This window comes from Bradyrhizobium canariense, from assembly GCF_019402665.1.
Taxonomy (GTDB): domain Bacteria; phylum Pseudomonadota; class Alphaproteobacteria; order Rhizobiales; family Xanthobacteraceae; genus Bradyrhizobium; species Bradyrhizobium canariense.
Map to the genome: position 1 here is coordinate 41144 of NZ_VSST01000043.1, position 14356 is coordinate 55499.

The 14356-nt window shown below is 65.6% G+C and carries 15 protein-coding genes; 12 read left to right on the forward strand and 3 right to left on the reverse strand.

Going from position 1 to position 14356, the window contains the following annotated elements; all coding sequences use genetic code 11:
- The first annotated feature begins 24 nt into the window (after positions 1–24).
- The 9 genes from FXB41_RS23360 (at position 25) to FXB41_RS23400 (ending at position 10191) form a co-directional block, all read left to right on the forward strand.
- Complete coding sequence (locus FXB41_RS23360; RefSeq protein ID WP_219683370.1) at positions 25–2688, forward strand: bifunctional diguanylate cyclase/phosphodiesterase; 2664 nt, start codon at positions 25–27, stop codon at positions 2686–2688.
- A 341-nt stretch (positions 2689–3029) separates the two neighbouring features.
- Positions 3030–3989, forward strand: a complete 960-nt coding sequence (locus FXB41_RS23365) for a helix-turn-helix domain-containing protein (RefSeq protein WP_219683371.1) — start codon at positions 3030–3032, stop codon at positions 3987–3989.
- 98 nt (positions 3990–4087) lie between these two features.
- On the forward strand, positions 4088–4378 hold the full coding sequence (locus tag FXB41_RS23370) for a hypothetical protein (protein ID WP_007599017.1): 291 nt from the start codon (positions 4088–4090) through the stop codon (positions 4376–4378).
- A gap of 102 nt (positions 4379–4480) precedes the next feature.
- The gene (locus FXB41_RS23375) at positions 4481–5686 is read left to right on the forward strand and encodes an NAD(P)/FAD-dependent oxidoreductase (protein WP_219683372.1); all 1206 of its coding nucleotides are present in this window, start codon (positions 4481–4483) and stop codon (positions 5684–5686) included.
- Between the two features lie 77 nt (positions 5687–5763).
- Complete coding sequence (locus FXB41_RS23380; protein ID WP_007599014.1) at positions 5764–6561, forward strand: acetoacetate decarboxylase; 798 nt, start codon at positions 5764–5766, stop codon at positions 6559–6561.
- Positions 6562–6593: 32 nt separating this feature from the next.
- Positions 6594–7766: a patatin-like phospholipase family protein gene (locus tag FXB41_RS23385; RefSeq protein WP_219683373.1), complete on the forward strand. Its 1173-nt coding sequence runs from the start codon at positions 6594–6596 to the stop codon at positions 7764–7766.
- Between the two features lie 34 nt (positions 7767–7800).
- Positions 7801–8583 carry a 3-hydroxybutyrate dehydrogenase gene (locus FXB41_RS23390; protein WP_219683374.1) on the forward strand — a complete coding sequence of 261 codons (783 nt, stop codon included), beginning with the start codon at positions 7801–7803 and terminating at the stop codon, positions 8581–8583.
- Between the two features lie 129 nt (positions 8584–8712).
- The gene (locus FXB41_RS23395; protein ID WP_007599011.1) at positions 8713–9630 is read left to right on the forward strand and encodes an MBL fold metallo-hydrolase; all 918 of its coding nucleotides are present in this window, start codon (positions 8713–8715) and stop codon (positions 9628–9630) included.
- Positions 9631–9831: 201 nt separating this feature from the next.
- On the forward strand, positions 9832–10191 hold the full coding sequence (locus tag FXB41_RS23400) for a hypothetical protein (protein WP_219683375.1): 360 nt from the start codon (positions 9832–9834) through the stop codon (positions 10189–10191).
- 70 nt (positions 10192–10261) lie between these two features.
- On the opposite strand, the gene FXB41_RS41550 is transcribed toward FXB41_RS23400, so the two are convergent.
- Positions 10262–10384: a hypothetical protein gene (locus tag FXB41_RS41550; protein ID WP_007599008.1), complete on the reverse strand. Its 123-nt coding sequence runs from the start codon at positions 10382–10384 to the stop codon at positions 10262–10264.
- Positions 10385–10480: 96 nt separating this feature from the next.
- On the reverse strand, positions 10481–10657 hold the full coding sequence (locus tag FXB41_RS23405; protein WP_219683392.1) for a hypothetical protein: 177 nt from the start codon (positions 10655–10657) through the stop codon (positions 10481–10483).
- 117 nt (positions 10658–10774) lie between these two features.
- Here FXB41_RS23405 and FXB41_RS23410 point away from each other — a divergent pair, with 117 nt between their 5' ends.
- From FXB41_RS23410 to FXB41_RS23420, 3 genes are all read left to right on the forward strand, one after another.
- Complete coding sequence (locus FXB41_RS23410) at positions 10775–10927, forward strand: hypothetical protein (protein WP_210161956.1); 153 nt, start codon at positions 10775–10777, stop codon at positions 10925–10927.
- Between the two features lie 121 nt (positions 10928–11048).
- Positions 11049–12173, forward strand: coding sequence for a lactonase family protein (locus tag FXB41_RS23415; protein WP_219683376.1), 1125 nt, complete (start codon positions 11049–11051; stop codon positions 12171–12173).
- A gap of 323 nt (positions 12174–12496) precedes the next feature.
- The gene (locus FXB41_RS23420; RefSeq protein WP_219683377.1) at positions 12497–13384 is read left to right on the forward strand and encodes an efflux RND transporter periplasmic adaptor subunit; all 888 of its coding nucleotides are present in this window, start codon (positions 12497–12499) and stop codon (positions 13382–13384) included.
- A gap of 119 nt (positions 13385–13503) precedes the next feature.
- On the opposite strand, the gene FXB41_RS23425 is transcribed toward FXB41_RS23420, so the two are convergent.
- The gene (locus FXB41_RS23425) at positions 13504–14352 is read right to left on the reverse strand and encodes a caspase family protein (protein WP_219683378.1); all 849 of its coding nucleotides are present in this window, start codon (positions 14350–14352) and stop codon (positions 13504–13506) included.
- Positions 14353–14356: the final 4 nt, after the last annotated feature.

The following is a 14356-nucleotide window of genomic DNA, read 5'->3' on the forward strand; positions in this document are numbered from 1 at the left end:
TCTTGCATCCCACGGGAGGGCTGCATGGGCACATCGATCCGATGGAGCGCGCGCATGCGCGCGTTGCTGCGCCGTTGGCGCGGAGCGCCGCTGACATGGCTGATCGCAGGCGGCTTCGTGCTGATGGCCGCAATGGCTGTGGGCACCGCGCTCACTGTCGACCGCTTCCGGCAGAATGCAATTGAAAGCGGCCGTGGCAGCGTGGAGAGCGCGGTCCGGTTGCTCGCCCGCCATTTCGACCGCGAGTTCGAGGATTTTGCGGTGCTGCAGAAGAGCATCATCGCGGAACTCGAAAGCCATGGCATCGAATCCGCAGACGTCTTCCGCAGCGAGATGGGCACGCTCGCCATGCACGAGGTGCTGCGCGCCAAAGCCAGCGGCTGGTCCGACGTCGCCGGTGCCAACGTGTTCGACGCCAGGGGCGTGCTGATCAACTCGTCGCGGCGCTGGCCGGTCGCCGATGTTTCGGTCGCCGACCGCGGCTATTTCGATCGCCTCAAGAACGATCCGGCTTCGCAGGAGGCGGTCGAGGTCGTACCCGGACGGTTGGGCAGCGGACCGGTCATCGTATTCGCGCGCCGCGTCTCCGGCCCCCACGGCGAATTCCTCGGGTTGGTCTCGCGCGCGATCGCGCCGGAGCAACTCGAATCCTTCTTCGCCTCGAGCGGGCTCGGCGAGGATTCCTCGATCGCGATGCATCACCAGAACGGCCAGTTGCTCGCGCGCGTTCCGCATGTGGAGGCGATGATCGGGCAGAATTTCCGCAACGGCACGCGCGAGCAGATGGCGGTGTTCGAGCGAACCTTCGTCACGATGCAGCTCGCAAGCCCGATCGACGGCAAGGATCGCATCGTCGCCGCACGCCTCCTGACCGGCGAGCCGCTGGTCGTGGTCGCGACCAAGTCGCTGGATGCGGCGCTGGCGACATGGCACACGCAAACGAAATTCTTCGTGGCCGTCGCCGTGCTGTCGATCGGCCTGCTCGTACTCACGCTCTATTTCATCTTCCGCCAGATGACCCGCCGGCTCGCCGTGGAGAAGCAGCAGCTCGACACCGCGATGAACACGATGACGCAGGGTCTCCTGATGTTCGACCAGGACGAGCGGCTGATCGTCTGCAACCGGCGCTACATCGAGATGTATGGGCTATCGGCCGATGTGGTGAAGCCCGGCGCATATTTCCGCCAGGTGATCCGGCATCGCCACGACACCGGCTCGTTCCACGGCGACGTCGATTCCTATTGCGACCGCATTTTGGGCGATGCCGGGCAGACGCAGAGCACGATCGTCGAGACCTCCGATGGCCGCCTGATCGAGATCAAGAACCAGCCCGGCGCCGCCGGCGGCTGGCTCGCGACCCATGACGACGTCACCGAGCGCATCCGCGCCGACGAGCGCATCGCGCATATGGCGCATTACGACGCGCTGACCGACCTGCCCAACCGCGTGCTGATGCGCGGCCATCTGGAGCGGCGCGTCGCCGAGCTTGCCCAGGGCAAGCCGTTCGCGATCCTCTATATCGACGTCGACGAGTTCAAGGGCGTCAACGATTCGCTGGGACACGAGGTCGGCGACGAGTTGCTGCGCCAGGTCGCGAACCGCCTGCGCGCCTGCGTCAGCGGCAACGACATGGTCGCGCGGCTGGGCGGTGACGAATTCGCCATTGTCAAGGCCGGCACCCGCGATGAGGCCGAGCTGACGGCCCTGGCCGAGCAGATCCTGAAGGCGCTGCGCGCGCCCGTGGACTGCAACGGCCAGGACATCCCGACCGATGCCAGCATCGGCATCGCGATCGCACCCGACCACGGCGACAATCCCGACGATCTGCTCAAGCGCGCCGATCTCGCGATGTATGCGGCAAAATCCGAGGGCCGCCGTACCTTCCGTGTCTTCGCGCCCGAATACGACGCCAAGGCGCGGCTGCGCCGCCAGCTCGAGTTCGATCTGCGGCAGGCGCTGGCCCGCGGCGAGTTCGAGGTGCACTACCAGCCGCTGGTCGATCTCGCGGCCAACGTTGTCACCGGCTGCGAAGCGCTGCTGCGCTGGCATCATCCGGAGCGCGGCATGGTCTCGCCCGCCGATTTCATCCCGGTTGCGGAAGAGACCGGATTGATCGGCGAGATCGGCGAATGGGTGCTGAGGCAGGCCTGTCTCGAGGCCGCCAGCTGGCCCGGCGACATCGACATCGCGGTCAACGTCTCGCCGGTGCAGTTCCGCTCGCGGACATTGGCGCTGAAGGTGGCAGCCGCGCTCGCCGAGTCGGGGCTCGCGCCCGGACGGCTCGAGCTCGAGATCACCGAGACCGTCCTGATCCGCGATGACCAGGAGGCGCTGACGATCCTGCAGCAGTTGCGCGAACTCGGAGTGCGCATCGCGCTCGACGATTTCGGCACCGGCTATTCGTCGCTGAGCTATTTGCATCGTTTTCCGTTCGACAAGATCAAGATCGACCGCAGCTTCATCAGCGACATCGGCGAACCCGAGGATTCCTCGCCGATCGTGCAGGCGGTGGTGCACATGGCCGCCGCCCGCCACATGGCGACGACCGCCGAAGGCGTCGAGACCGAAGCGCAGCGCGCGGTGCTGCTCCAGCTCGGATGCAGCCAGATGCAAGGCTGGCTGTTCAGCCCTGCCGTGCCGGCGGCGAAACTGAAGCAGCTGTTGTCGGCACAGGCGGCCGCGGCGTAGCGGCGCCCCGGTCATCCGGTCCCGCCGTTTGGAGGATGTGTCGCGGAATCGGACAAGGCTTGTCCGCTTCGAAATCCGGCCATCCCGCGCCACAAGCGTGCCCAATCGCGACATCGATGTGACGGCCGTGTGGCGGCCTGCCCCCCTTTTCTTACAAGCACTCCCCTCCCCGCCCGCCCGCCGTGCGTTCGCGAAAGCGCGGGCCGGCTTGGAGCAGGATCGGACAAAGCATGCCGGGTTCAGGAAATACGCACCGCAATCGCGGCGCATAGAACACGCGCCGTTCCGTACAAATGCGGACGACTGATCGAGAGCCCGAGCTGATCAGGAGGAGCCACACCATGACCGGGAACATTGCACTCATGCGCAATCCCTCGCACAAGGGCTTGCCGCCCGCACCCGACGCACAGCCTGACGACCGCTCGACGTCCGAACGGCGCGCCGCCGACGCGGAGATGGCGCGTGTGCTCAGGACCGAGCCGTTTCGCGTGGCGCTGGACTCCTCGGGTGCCGGTATCGCGCACTGGAAGCATGATCCGCTGCACGACGTCGTCGAGCCCATGCGCCACCACGTGGTCATGGCGCATAAAGGCGTGATGCAGCGCATGGAGCGGCGCTCGGGAAAATCGATCTCGATCGGCACGTTTCGTCCGGGGGTCGTGAACATCGTTCCGGAAGGGTCGAGCTCCCGATGGGACATTCCGAAGCCCGTCGACGTCGTGCAGCTTTACCTTCCCGACGCAACGCTGCAGCGCATCGCCGGCGAGGCCGGAACCGCCGGGCCCGCCGAATTGATTGAGCGAACGGCGCATCCCGACACGATCACGTCCCGACTGCTCCTGAGCGCGGCGGATTCGCTGGAGAGCCATGGCGTGCTTGATACGCTGTTCCGGCATCAGCTCACGGATCTTCTGGCCACGCGCCTTTTGGCTGCGCATGCAGGCTCGCCAACCACGTTCCAGCCGACCATGGGCGGACTGGCGCCGAAGGTCCTGCTCCGTGCAATCGAACGATTGCGCTCCGATAGCGAAACGGACGTCTCGCTCGATGCGCTGGCGTCCGATGCCGGGCTATCGCGCTTCCATTTCTGCCGGTCCTTCAAGGAGAGCACCGGGCTGTCGCCGCATGCCTGGCTGCGCCAGCACCGGCTCGAGCAGGCCATGAACATGCTGCGGGAGAGCGACGAATCGATCGTCTCGGTCGCCGCGGCGCTTGGTTACTCCTCGCAGACCGCCTTCGCCGCGGCATTCAAGAAGCTGACGGGCGAGACGCCGAGCGATTGGCGCAGGCGCATGCGTTAGCAGCAATCTCTCGACAACGACGGCAATCGCGCTGGGGCACCGGCAAATCGGGTCAGCTACATCATCTCCATGTCCAGACCAATCGAGGGAGACCAAAGATGACCTGGAAAAACTTCGTCAACCGACGGCTGATTGCCTCACGCCGCCGAAGCCTTGCGACCGCGACCTTGTACGGACTCTCGCTGGCCGTTCGCTTCACGTCGGCGACGGGCGAGGAAGTGGAAATTCCAGCTTACACCATGCACCCGGCACAGCCGCCCGTTTCCATCATGATCCGAAATGGCCCCGGCCTTCCCTATCAGGACTGGAGTCGAAGTGAGCTTCAGCCCGTTGTCCTAGGCTACGGCCGGCCACCGAATTCGCTGCAGGCACGCTGCATCGCGCCCTAAGGCCAGCGACCCAACCAAACCCACGCGCTGACGCGGACGCTGCCCTCAACGCAGCAGCGCGGTCGCGCGCGGTCTTTCGAACAGCAACCAAGGAGAGAATCCATGCGACTCGTCATCATCGGCGCCGGCTTCGCCGGCATGTACGCCGCCCTTTCCGCAGCCCGGCTGCGCGACATCCGAGGCGTCTCGCCGCAAGATCTGCAGATCGCGCTCGTCTCACCGGAGCCGACGCTGGTGGTCCGTCCGCGGCTCTACGAGCCGAAGCCGGAAACCCTGACGGCCCCGCTGCTCGACGTCCTCGAGGCGATCGACGTCGACTACATCCAGGGCAGCGCCGAGACGATCAACACCGAGGCCCGAACGGTGCAGATCACGCCCGCGAAGGGCGCGCGAAAGACGCTGTCCTACGACCGCCTCGTCGTGACCACCGGCAGCCGGCTGTTCCGTCCGAACATTCCGGGCCTCGCCGAGCATGCTTTCAGCGTCGATTCGCTCGACGATGCCGTTGCGCTCGACAAGCATCTGCATGGTCTCGCGAAGCGGCCTGCCGTGAACGGACGCGACACGGTCGTCGTCGCCGGCGGCGGCTTCACCGGGATCGAGGCGGCCACCGAAATACCGGCGCGGCTGCGCGAAATCCTGGGCCCCAATGCCAGGACGCGCGTCGTCATCGTCGATCGCAACACTGCGATCGCACCCGACATGGGTGCAGGCGCCCGCCCCATCATCGAGGAAGCCTTGCGCAAGGTTGGCGTAGAGACACGGCTCGGCGCCGGCGTCGCCGCGCTCGACGAGAGCGGCGTCACCCTTTCCAGCGGTGAGCACATCGAAACCGAGACGGTGATCTGGGCGGCGGGCATTCGTGCGGCGCCGTTGACCGGGCGGATTCCCGCCGAGCGCGACAATTTCGGACGGTTGCTGGTCGATCGCTGCTTGCAGGTGCCAGGCGTTCAGGGTGTCTTCGCCGCCGGCGACGCGGCACGCGCCGCCTGCGACGACGAGGGCAATTACGCACTGATGTCGTGCCAGCACGCCACGCGGATGGGCGCCTTTGCCGGCAACAATGCCGCGGCCGAATTGCTCGGCGTTCCGACCAGGCCCTACCACCAGAAGACCTACGTCACGTGCCTCGACCTTGGCGAAGCCGGTGCGCTGTTCACACGCGGATGGGAGCGCAAGGTCGAGCTGGTCGGCGACGTCGCCAAGAAGACCAAGCGTGAGATCAACACCGTCTGGATCTATCCGCCGAAGGCGGAGCGCGCCCTGGCACTCGCGTCGGCCGATCCGGAACGGTTGACCGAAGTCTAGACGCCCACGTGATGATGGCCGCGCTCCCGCGGGGCGCGCGGCCGCCACTGCAGACCGATCAATCAGGAGCCCACAGCATGAACCAGCAGATCCGCAACCTCGCGTTCGCGATGCCGCTGACGAACCCGGCTTTCCCGCCCGGCCCGTATCGCTTCATCAATCGCGAATATTTCATCATCCAGTACCGGACCGACCCAGAGGCATTGCGCCGGATCGTGCCGGAGCCGCTGGAGCTGACCGAGCCTGTGGTGAATTACGAATTCATTCGCATGCCCGATTCCACCGGCTTCGGCGACTACACGGAAAGCGGCCAGATCATCCCGGTGTCCTTCCGCGGCCAGACCGGCAGCTTCGTCCACCAGATGTTCCTCAACGACCATCCGCCGATCGCCGGTGGCCGCGAGCTGTGGGGCTTTCCCAAGAAGCTGGCCCAGCCGAAGCTGGCCGTCGAGACCGATACCCTGGTCGGTACGCTGGACTACGGTTCGGTGCGCATCGCCACCGGCACCATGGGCTACAAGCATCGCGCCCTCGATCTTTCCGCCGAAGCACGGAAGCTCATCGCGCCAAATTTCCTGCTGAAGATCATTCCGCATGTCGACGGCACCGCGCGCATTTGCGAGCTGGTCCGCTTCCATCTCGAAGACGTGACGGTGAAGGGCGCGTGGACGGGGCCCGCCGCGCTCGATCTCTTCTCCCACGCGCTCGCGCCGGTCGCCGAGCTGCCGGTTCTTCAGGTGCTCTCGGCCAAGCATATCGTTGCCGACCTGACGCTCGGATTAGGCACCGTGGTGCACGACTATCTGGAGCGGTCCGCGGTGGCGCGATCGCGTGGAGCCGAAGCTGAAATCCTGACCGAAACACAGGCCGGCTGACCGAACGGGTCGCATTGCAAGGAGTAGTCGCCATGTTCAACGTGACGCGCGAACAAATCGATTCCGCACGACCGATCAATCCGCTGCCCTACGACGTCGTTGCGCTGGTGCTGCAGGGTGGCGGCGCGCTCGGCGCCTACCAGGCGGGCGTCTACGAAGGCTTGCACGAGGCCGGGATCCGGCCGAACTGGCTGGCGGGCATCTCGATCGGCGCGCTCAACGCCGCCATCATCGCGGGCTCCCCGGAAGACGAGCGCGTGGCGCGGCTGCGCGAGTTCTGGGAGACGATCTGCGCAACCCCGGTGGAATGGCCTGCCGGCGAGGGACTGGCCGGCGCGCTACCCTTCGCGTTCGACTTCAACTCCCTGCACAACACGCTTGCCGCGATGCGCGCGCTGTTCCAGGGCCAGCCCGGCTTCTTCAGGCCGCGCTTCCCCTCGCCCTTGTGGTCGCCCTTCTCGGGCGACGCGTCGACCAGCTTCTATGACACGGCGCCGTTGCAGCGGACGCTGGAACAGCTGGTCGATTTCGACCGGCTGAACTCGGGCGAAGTGCGCGTCAGCGTCGGCGCGGTCAACGTCCGCACCGGCAATCTCACCTATTTCGACACAGCCGAGCGGCGGCTCGGTCCGAAACACTTCATGGCTTCGGGCGCGCTGCCGCCCGGATTTCCCGCCGTCGAAATCGATTCCGAGCATTACTGGGATGGCGGCGTGGTCTCCAACACGCCTCTCTCCCGCGTGCTGTCGGGCGATGCGAAAGACACGCTGACGTTCCAGATCGATCTCTGGTCGGCGCGGGGCCGCGTGCCGCACGACATGATGGAGGTTTCGAGCCGGCAGAAGGACATTCAGTATTCCAGTCGCACCCGCGCCGTCACCGACCAGGCGCTGCGGATGCAGAAGATGCGTCAGGCGCTGCAGCGGACGATCGACAGATTACCGGAGGCCGCAAGAAACGATCCCGAGATGCGCGCCATCGCCGAGCTCGCCCGTCACCGCTCCCACAACATCATCCACCTGATCTACCAGTCCAAGCTCCATGAGGGTCACTCCAAGGACTACGAGTTCGGACCGAAGGCGATGCGGGCGCACTGGCAAAGCGGGCGGGACGACATCCGCCGCACGCTTGCCGACGGACGGCGACTCGAGCCGCCGCCTTCCGAACTCGGCATCGTCACCCACGACATTCACCGCCGCGATTGACGTCGCCGGCAACCATCATCGAAAGGAGTTTTTCATGTTGAAGGGCAAGGTAGCGATCGTCACCGGATCGACCAGCGGCATTGGCCTCGGGATCGCAAGAGAGCTGGCCAGCCTCGGCGCCGATATCGTCCTGAACGGCTTTGGCGAACCGGGAGCGATCGAGAACATCAGGGCCGGCATCGAACGCGAGGACGGCGTGCGCGTCGCGTATGACGGCACCGACATGTCGGATGGCGACGCCGTGCGCGGAATGATCGAGGCGACCATCGAAAAATTCGGACGGCTCGACATCCTCGTCAATAATGCCGGCATCCAGTTCACCGCACCAGTCGAGGAGTTTCCGCCCGCCAAGTGGAAGACCATTCTCGACATCAATCTGTCGGCGGCATTTCACGGCATCGCTGCGGCCGTGCCCCAGATGAAAAAGCAGCGATGGGGCCGCATCGTCAACATCGCCTCCACGCATGGCCTCGTCGCATCCACCCACAAGGCAGCCTATGTCGCGGCCAAGCATGGCCTCGTCGGCCTTACCAAGGTGGTGGGCCTTGAAACCGCCGGCAGCGGCGTCACTTGCAACGCGGTCTGTCCCGGCTGGGTGCGCACGCCGCTCGTGGAGAAACAGATTAGCGACATCGCGGCGGAGAAAGGCATCAGCCAGAAGCAAGCAGCCGAAGAGCTTCTCGCCGAAAAACAGCCGTCGCTGGACTTCGCCTCCCCGAAGCAGATCGGTGGCACCGTCGCCTTCTTGTGCTCGGCCGCGGCCGACCAGATCACCGGGACGACGATCTCCGTCGATGGCGGCTGGACCGCGCGATGAACGCGTGACGAGCCTCTAATCCACCAAGCGATGACGGCCGCGCTCTCCCTGGCGGCGCGGCCTGCTCAACCATGACCAGCCAGAGTCAACACCAACCGAGCGCCCAACCCTTCAAAACAGGAGACCAACATGAATCTGCACAACACCTCATATCCCGTGTCATCGGGACCCGAAGAGCTCGTTCCGTCGCGCTACGCGCTGAAGATCGGCGAGATCGACGTGCTGGTGGTCAGCGACGGCGTGCTGCCGTTGCCGACCAAGATGCTCGCGCACAACGCTGACCCGGCGGTGCGGGCGACCTGGCTGCACGACATGTTCCTGCCGCAGGACGCTTTCGACTGGGCGCTGAACGCCGTCATGGTCCGCAGCGGCGGCAAGACCATCCTCATCGACGCCGGACTGGGCTCGGACCCGAACCTGAACTTGCCGCGCGCCGGACAGTTGATCAGGCGACTGGCGGCCGCCGGCATCGATCTTTCGGCGGTGACCGATCTGGTGTTGACCCATCTGCACATGGACCACATTGGCGGCCTGCTGGTCGACGGCGTGAAGGAGCAGCTGCGCAAGGACCTGCGTATCCATGTCGCGGCCGCCGAGGTCAAATTCTGGGAAAAGCCTGATTTCTCCCGCACTGCCATGCCGGAAGGGTTTCCGGACGCGCTTCGATCGACCGCCAAGCAGTTCCTGAAGGAGTACGGCCCTCAGCTGCGGCTGTTCGATGACGAGCACGAGATTGCGCCCGGCGTCATCGCCCGTCGCACCGGCGGTCACACCCCCGGACACAGCGTGGTTCGCATGGCGTCCGGCGATGACGCGCTGACATTCGCCGGCGATGCCGTGTTTGCCGTCGGGTTCGAGCAACCCGACTGGTTTAACGGCTTCGAGCACGACCCCGAGGAGGCCGCGCGCGTTCGCGTTCATCTGTTGCGACAGCTTGCCGAGACCGGCGAAATGCTGGTGGCGACGCACCTGCCGTTCCCGTCCGTGGGCCGGGTGGCAGCCGACGGCGACGCCTTCCGTTGGGTGCCGGTGTTCTGGGACTACTGACCGCTTGCCGGGTTAGAGCTGAAGCAAGGCGCGGACTCGATAAGTCCGCGCCCTTGAAAATAGGATCAAACATCGACCCTCGCGGTTGCCCTGCTGAGACGGCTGGAACCCGATCAGCGGGCGCCAGCCGGCATTGCGTCACGTGCAGCGCAGGCGGCTCCTCGTCTGCGCTCTTGCGCGCGCGAGATCGAGCGAGGAGATATGGCGATCGCGGCATTCAGGATGATCACTCTCGTAGCGGTTGCTGCCATGATCGGCCCGTCCGTGCAGGCCCGCGACGACGGTCGCTACGCGAACTCTCCCCTCAAGGGCTGGTTCGAGAGCCTGCACAGCAAGGGCGGCGGTCCCTGCTGTGCCGACGCCGACGGCACCGCCCTGGACGACGTCGACTGGGACACGAGCAACGGACATTATCGTGTCAGGCTCCTGGGCGACTGGATCGAGGTGCCGGACGACACCGTGATCACCGAGCCAAACCGCGCCGGCCGCACCATGGTCTGGCCGTATTACGTCAACGGCCGCGCCAAGATCCGCTGCTTCATGCCCGGCAGCATGATTTGAGATTTTGAATTCTAATGTCCCGGGCGCGGCGCAGCATGCAACGATGCGCCTTGAACCGGACGGCGCGGGCTCACTTGATTTGCTTGGCCGCGTGGATCTCGACGAACTCGGCGTCGGGATGGGCGACGATGGTGGCGAACATGATGCCACTGATGATGAGCGACCAGGCGGTGTCCCAATAAATCCAAAACACGTGCCAGCCTCCGTTTCGATCTGCTCCGCCCGCGGGATCAGGGTAACGGCAAGGCGAGGCTGCCGTTCCCAGTCCGCGAGCGGCGCGGGCGAGGTGCTATTTTGGTTTGGTCGGCGCGGCGTTGGTATCGGTTTGGCCGGTGTGGCGCTTTGCCACGACGTCCTCATCGCGCTCGGCCTGACGCGGGCGCGGCGGCGACTTGGGCTGGCCCGCCTGACCGCCATGCTTGCCGCCCATGTCGGGCTTACCTTCGAGATCGTTTTCACGGGGCATGCCGGTTCAATGCGCTCGCGCGGCATTGGTTCGGTTCGCCTGTGAACGAGTTCATAGGATCGCCGCGATTTGCAGCGCACGATCGCCAGGCCCACCCCCGGGAGCATTCTCATTCATATGACTGACGGATTCGGCCTGATGCGGAAACGACTTGTCGCCTGGACGATCCTGACCTGCGCGCTGCTCGCGGTCACCGTGTGGACCGTGCTCGGGCCGCCCCACACCCCGCCCGGGCCCCATCTGCCCTCCCGCACAGCGGCGATACGGTAAGCCTCCCACCGATACCATTTCGGCATCAATCGATCCCAATTGGAATTTGGTGCGGCGGGGCGGCTGCCGCTATCCTCCCGGCAAAACGACAAATGCCGCACCGGCATCCAGGAGGGACCCCATGCTGAGACCGACCCGACGCATCAGATCCGGCGTACCCCGCGCCGCGATCGCCACCACGCTTGCTTTCCTCACTCTCATTTCTGGAGTCCGCGCCGGCATGGCCGAGACCTTCGCCTATGTCGGCAATGCCGACAGTAACGACATCAGCGTGTTCAAAATGGCCGAGAGCGGCGAGATGACGCCCGTGCAGAAGGCCGCCTTCACCGGCGTCGAAAAGCCCGGCTCCTCGACGCCGCTCGCGATCACGCCCGATCATCGCGTGCTGATCGCCGGTGTCCGCTCGCAGCCGTTCGTTGCGGTGAGCTTTGCGATCGATCCCAAGACGGGCCAGCTCAGCCATATCGGCAACGGCCCGCTCGCCGACAGCATGGCCAATATCGCCATCGACCGCGGCGGCAAATTCCTGTTCAGCGCCTCCTATGGCGGCAACAAGGTCGCACTGAATCCGCTGCTCGCCAACCGCGTCGCGGGCGAGCCGAAGCAGGTGATCCCGACCGGACTGAACGCGCACGCCTTCCTGCCCTCGCCCGACAACCGCTTCGCGTTCGCGACCAATCTCGGCTCCGACCAGATTCTTGCCTTCGCGTTCGACGCCACGACCGGCACGCTCACGCCGAGCGATCCGCCGGCTCACAAGGTGCCAGAGAAATCGGGGCCGCGGCATTTCGTGTTCCACCCCAACGGCAAGTTCGTCTATCTCCTCCACGAGCTGAACGGCGACGTCGCGGCGTTCGCCTATGAGGCCAAGGGCGGCGCATGGGACGAGATCCAGCGCACCAGCGCGCTGCCGGAAGGATTTACCGGAAAGCCCTGGGCCGCCGACATCCACATTACCCCCGACGGCCGTTTCCTGTACGCCTCCGAGCGTACCACCAGCACGCTCACCGCCTACAAGGTCGATGCAACCACCGGCAAGCTGACCACCATCGGCAGCGTGCCGACCGAGAAGCAGCCGCGCGGCTTTCACATCGATCCCAGCGGGCGCTACCTCGCCGCAGTCGGCGAGCTCTCCGACAGCATGACGGTCTATGCCATCGACCAGAGCAGCGGCGCGCTCGCCAAGCTGAAGTCCTATGCCACCGGCAAGAAGCCGAACTGGGTGGAGTTCTTGAGCCTGCCGTGAGATTGCTCCGCTGCGGGATGAGTTCGGCCTGCATGGTGCGAGACGCCCGCTTTGGCGGGCTCCTCACCATGAGGGTCTGACATCCCGCCGCGAAGCATGACCTCATCCTGAGGGCCCGCCGCAGGCGGGCGTCTCGAAGGATGGCCGCAGGGACAGTGGAAGACAGCGAACCTTGGCGCCGGTCCCGAAGACTAAATCACGGGCGGCATCGCGCCGCCCGTGCTGCTGCGGCATTCTCATTCGGCCGGCCCTGATGTGCCCTTGGCTCGCAGCGATCGCTTCTGCTAACGATAAGGCCGTCAAGGCCCCAACCGGAATGACCCATGCGTTCATTGCCTGCGCGTTCTGTTTCCAGACATCTCGTTGCGCTCACCGGACTGCTGTTGCTGTCGGCCCAGCCCGCTGCCGCCGCCGATGACGACGCGCCCAAGGGGCCGGCGGTCACGGTGCTGAAGGTCGCAAAATCCTGTTTCTCCGACATCGTCGAGGGCACCGGCACCATCCTCGCGCGCGAGGCAAGCTCGGTGCGGCCGGAGCGGCCCGGCCTGAAGGTGACGGAGGTGCTGGCGGAAGCCGGCGACACCATCACCGCAGGCCAGGTGCTGGCGCGGCTGGCGCTGCCCGAGGGCGGCACACTTCAGGTCACCGCCCCCGTGGCAGGCGTGATCGCGACGTCGACCGCGCAGATCGGCAACCTCGCCTCCGCCAAGGGCGAGGCGCTGTTCACGATCGTGGCGCGCAGCGAGTACGATCTCGTCGCCCTCGTCGCGACCAGCGATATGCGCAAGCTCGCGGTCAACCAGGTGGCGACGGTGCGCATCGCCGGCGCCGGCGACATCGACGGCAAGGTACGCCGCATCGGCCCGACGGTCGAGCCGAACATCCAGCAAGGCATGGTCTATATCGGCATTTCCGCGCAGAAGCGGCTGTTGCTGAATGCGAGCGGCCGCGCGCTGATCAAGTCGGGCCAGAGCTGCAACGTCGCGGTGCCGCTGACATCGGTGCAGTATTCCTCCGCCGGCACCGTCGTGCAGGTGATCCGCCGCAACCGCGTCGAGACCAAGCGCGTCGAGGTCGGACTGATGTCGGGCGGCAATATCGAGATCCGCGACGGCCTCAACGAAGGCGATATCGTCGTGGCCCGCGCCGGCGCGCTGCTGCGCGAAGGCGATCCGGTGCGCACGGTGATGGCTGCGGAAGCGGCGAAGTAGCAGACGGTCTCGTAGGGTGGGCAAAGCGAAAGCGTGCCCACCAGTTCTGTCAGCGATTTTGGAAAGATGGTGGGCACGGCGCGTTGCGCCTTTGCCCACCCTACACGACCTAAGAAAAACTAGCCGCCGGCTTCGCCGAAATGGACGTCCTCAAGCAGCGAGGAGGAGACGGTTGGGACCTGGTCGCCTTCACTGGCGCGGGAGATGGCGAGGCGGGTCTTGTTGAAGACGCTCTCGGCGCTGCCCTGCGCATTGAGGTTGTTGAGGAACTCGCTGACCAGCACGCTGTGCTCGCCCTTGCCGTCGTCGACGACCTTGCCGGGCGAAGCCGAGGAGAGGATCAGCGCATTGTCGGTGGCGCTGATCGGCGCGAGGCCGTGGCTGTAGGAGCGGAAGCGGCGCTCATAGGGATTGCGGCGGGAGGCGTCGACCACGACGAGCTTGGCCTTGGCGCCCTGCTCCTTCATCATGTCGAGCACGCCTTCGATGGAGACGCCCTGACGACGGACATCGTTTTCCTTCCAGATCACGGCATCGACCGGCAGCATGTAGCTCTCGCGGCCGGCCTGGACGCCGTAGCCGCCGAAGAACAGCATGACGACGGTGTCGCGCTTGATCCGGGACTTCAGGCGATTGACGGCGCGGACCATGTCGTCCTTGGTCGCGTCTTCCACCATGTCGACGTCAAACCCGTTCTTGCGCAGCGACGAAGACAGCGCGCGGGCGTCGTTGATCGACTGCGTCAGCGGCGCATTGGCGTCGGGGTAGTGCCCATTGCCGATGACGAGGGCGAGACGCGAGGCCTGGCCGATCGAGCCGGTGACCTGGTCGGTCGAAACGGCCTTGGCGGCATCGAGCGCCCGCATGTTGAGGGCAGCATGGGCGCCGATCACGAGCGAGACCGTGCCGATGAGGGCTGCGGCCAGCGCGATCGTGCGTCGGGAAATGTCGAGCTGCGTTACATTCATCTCG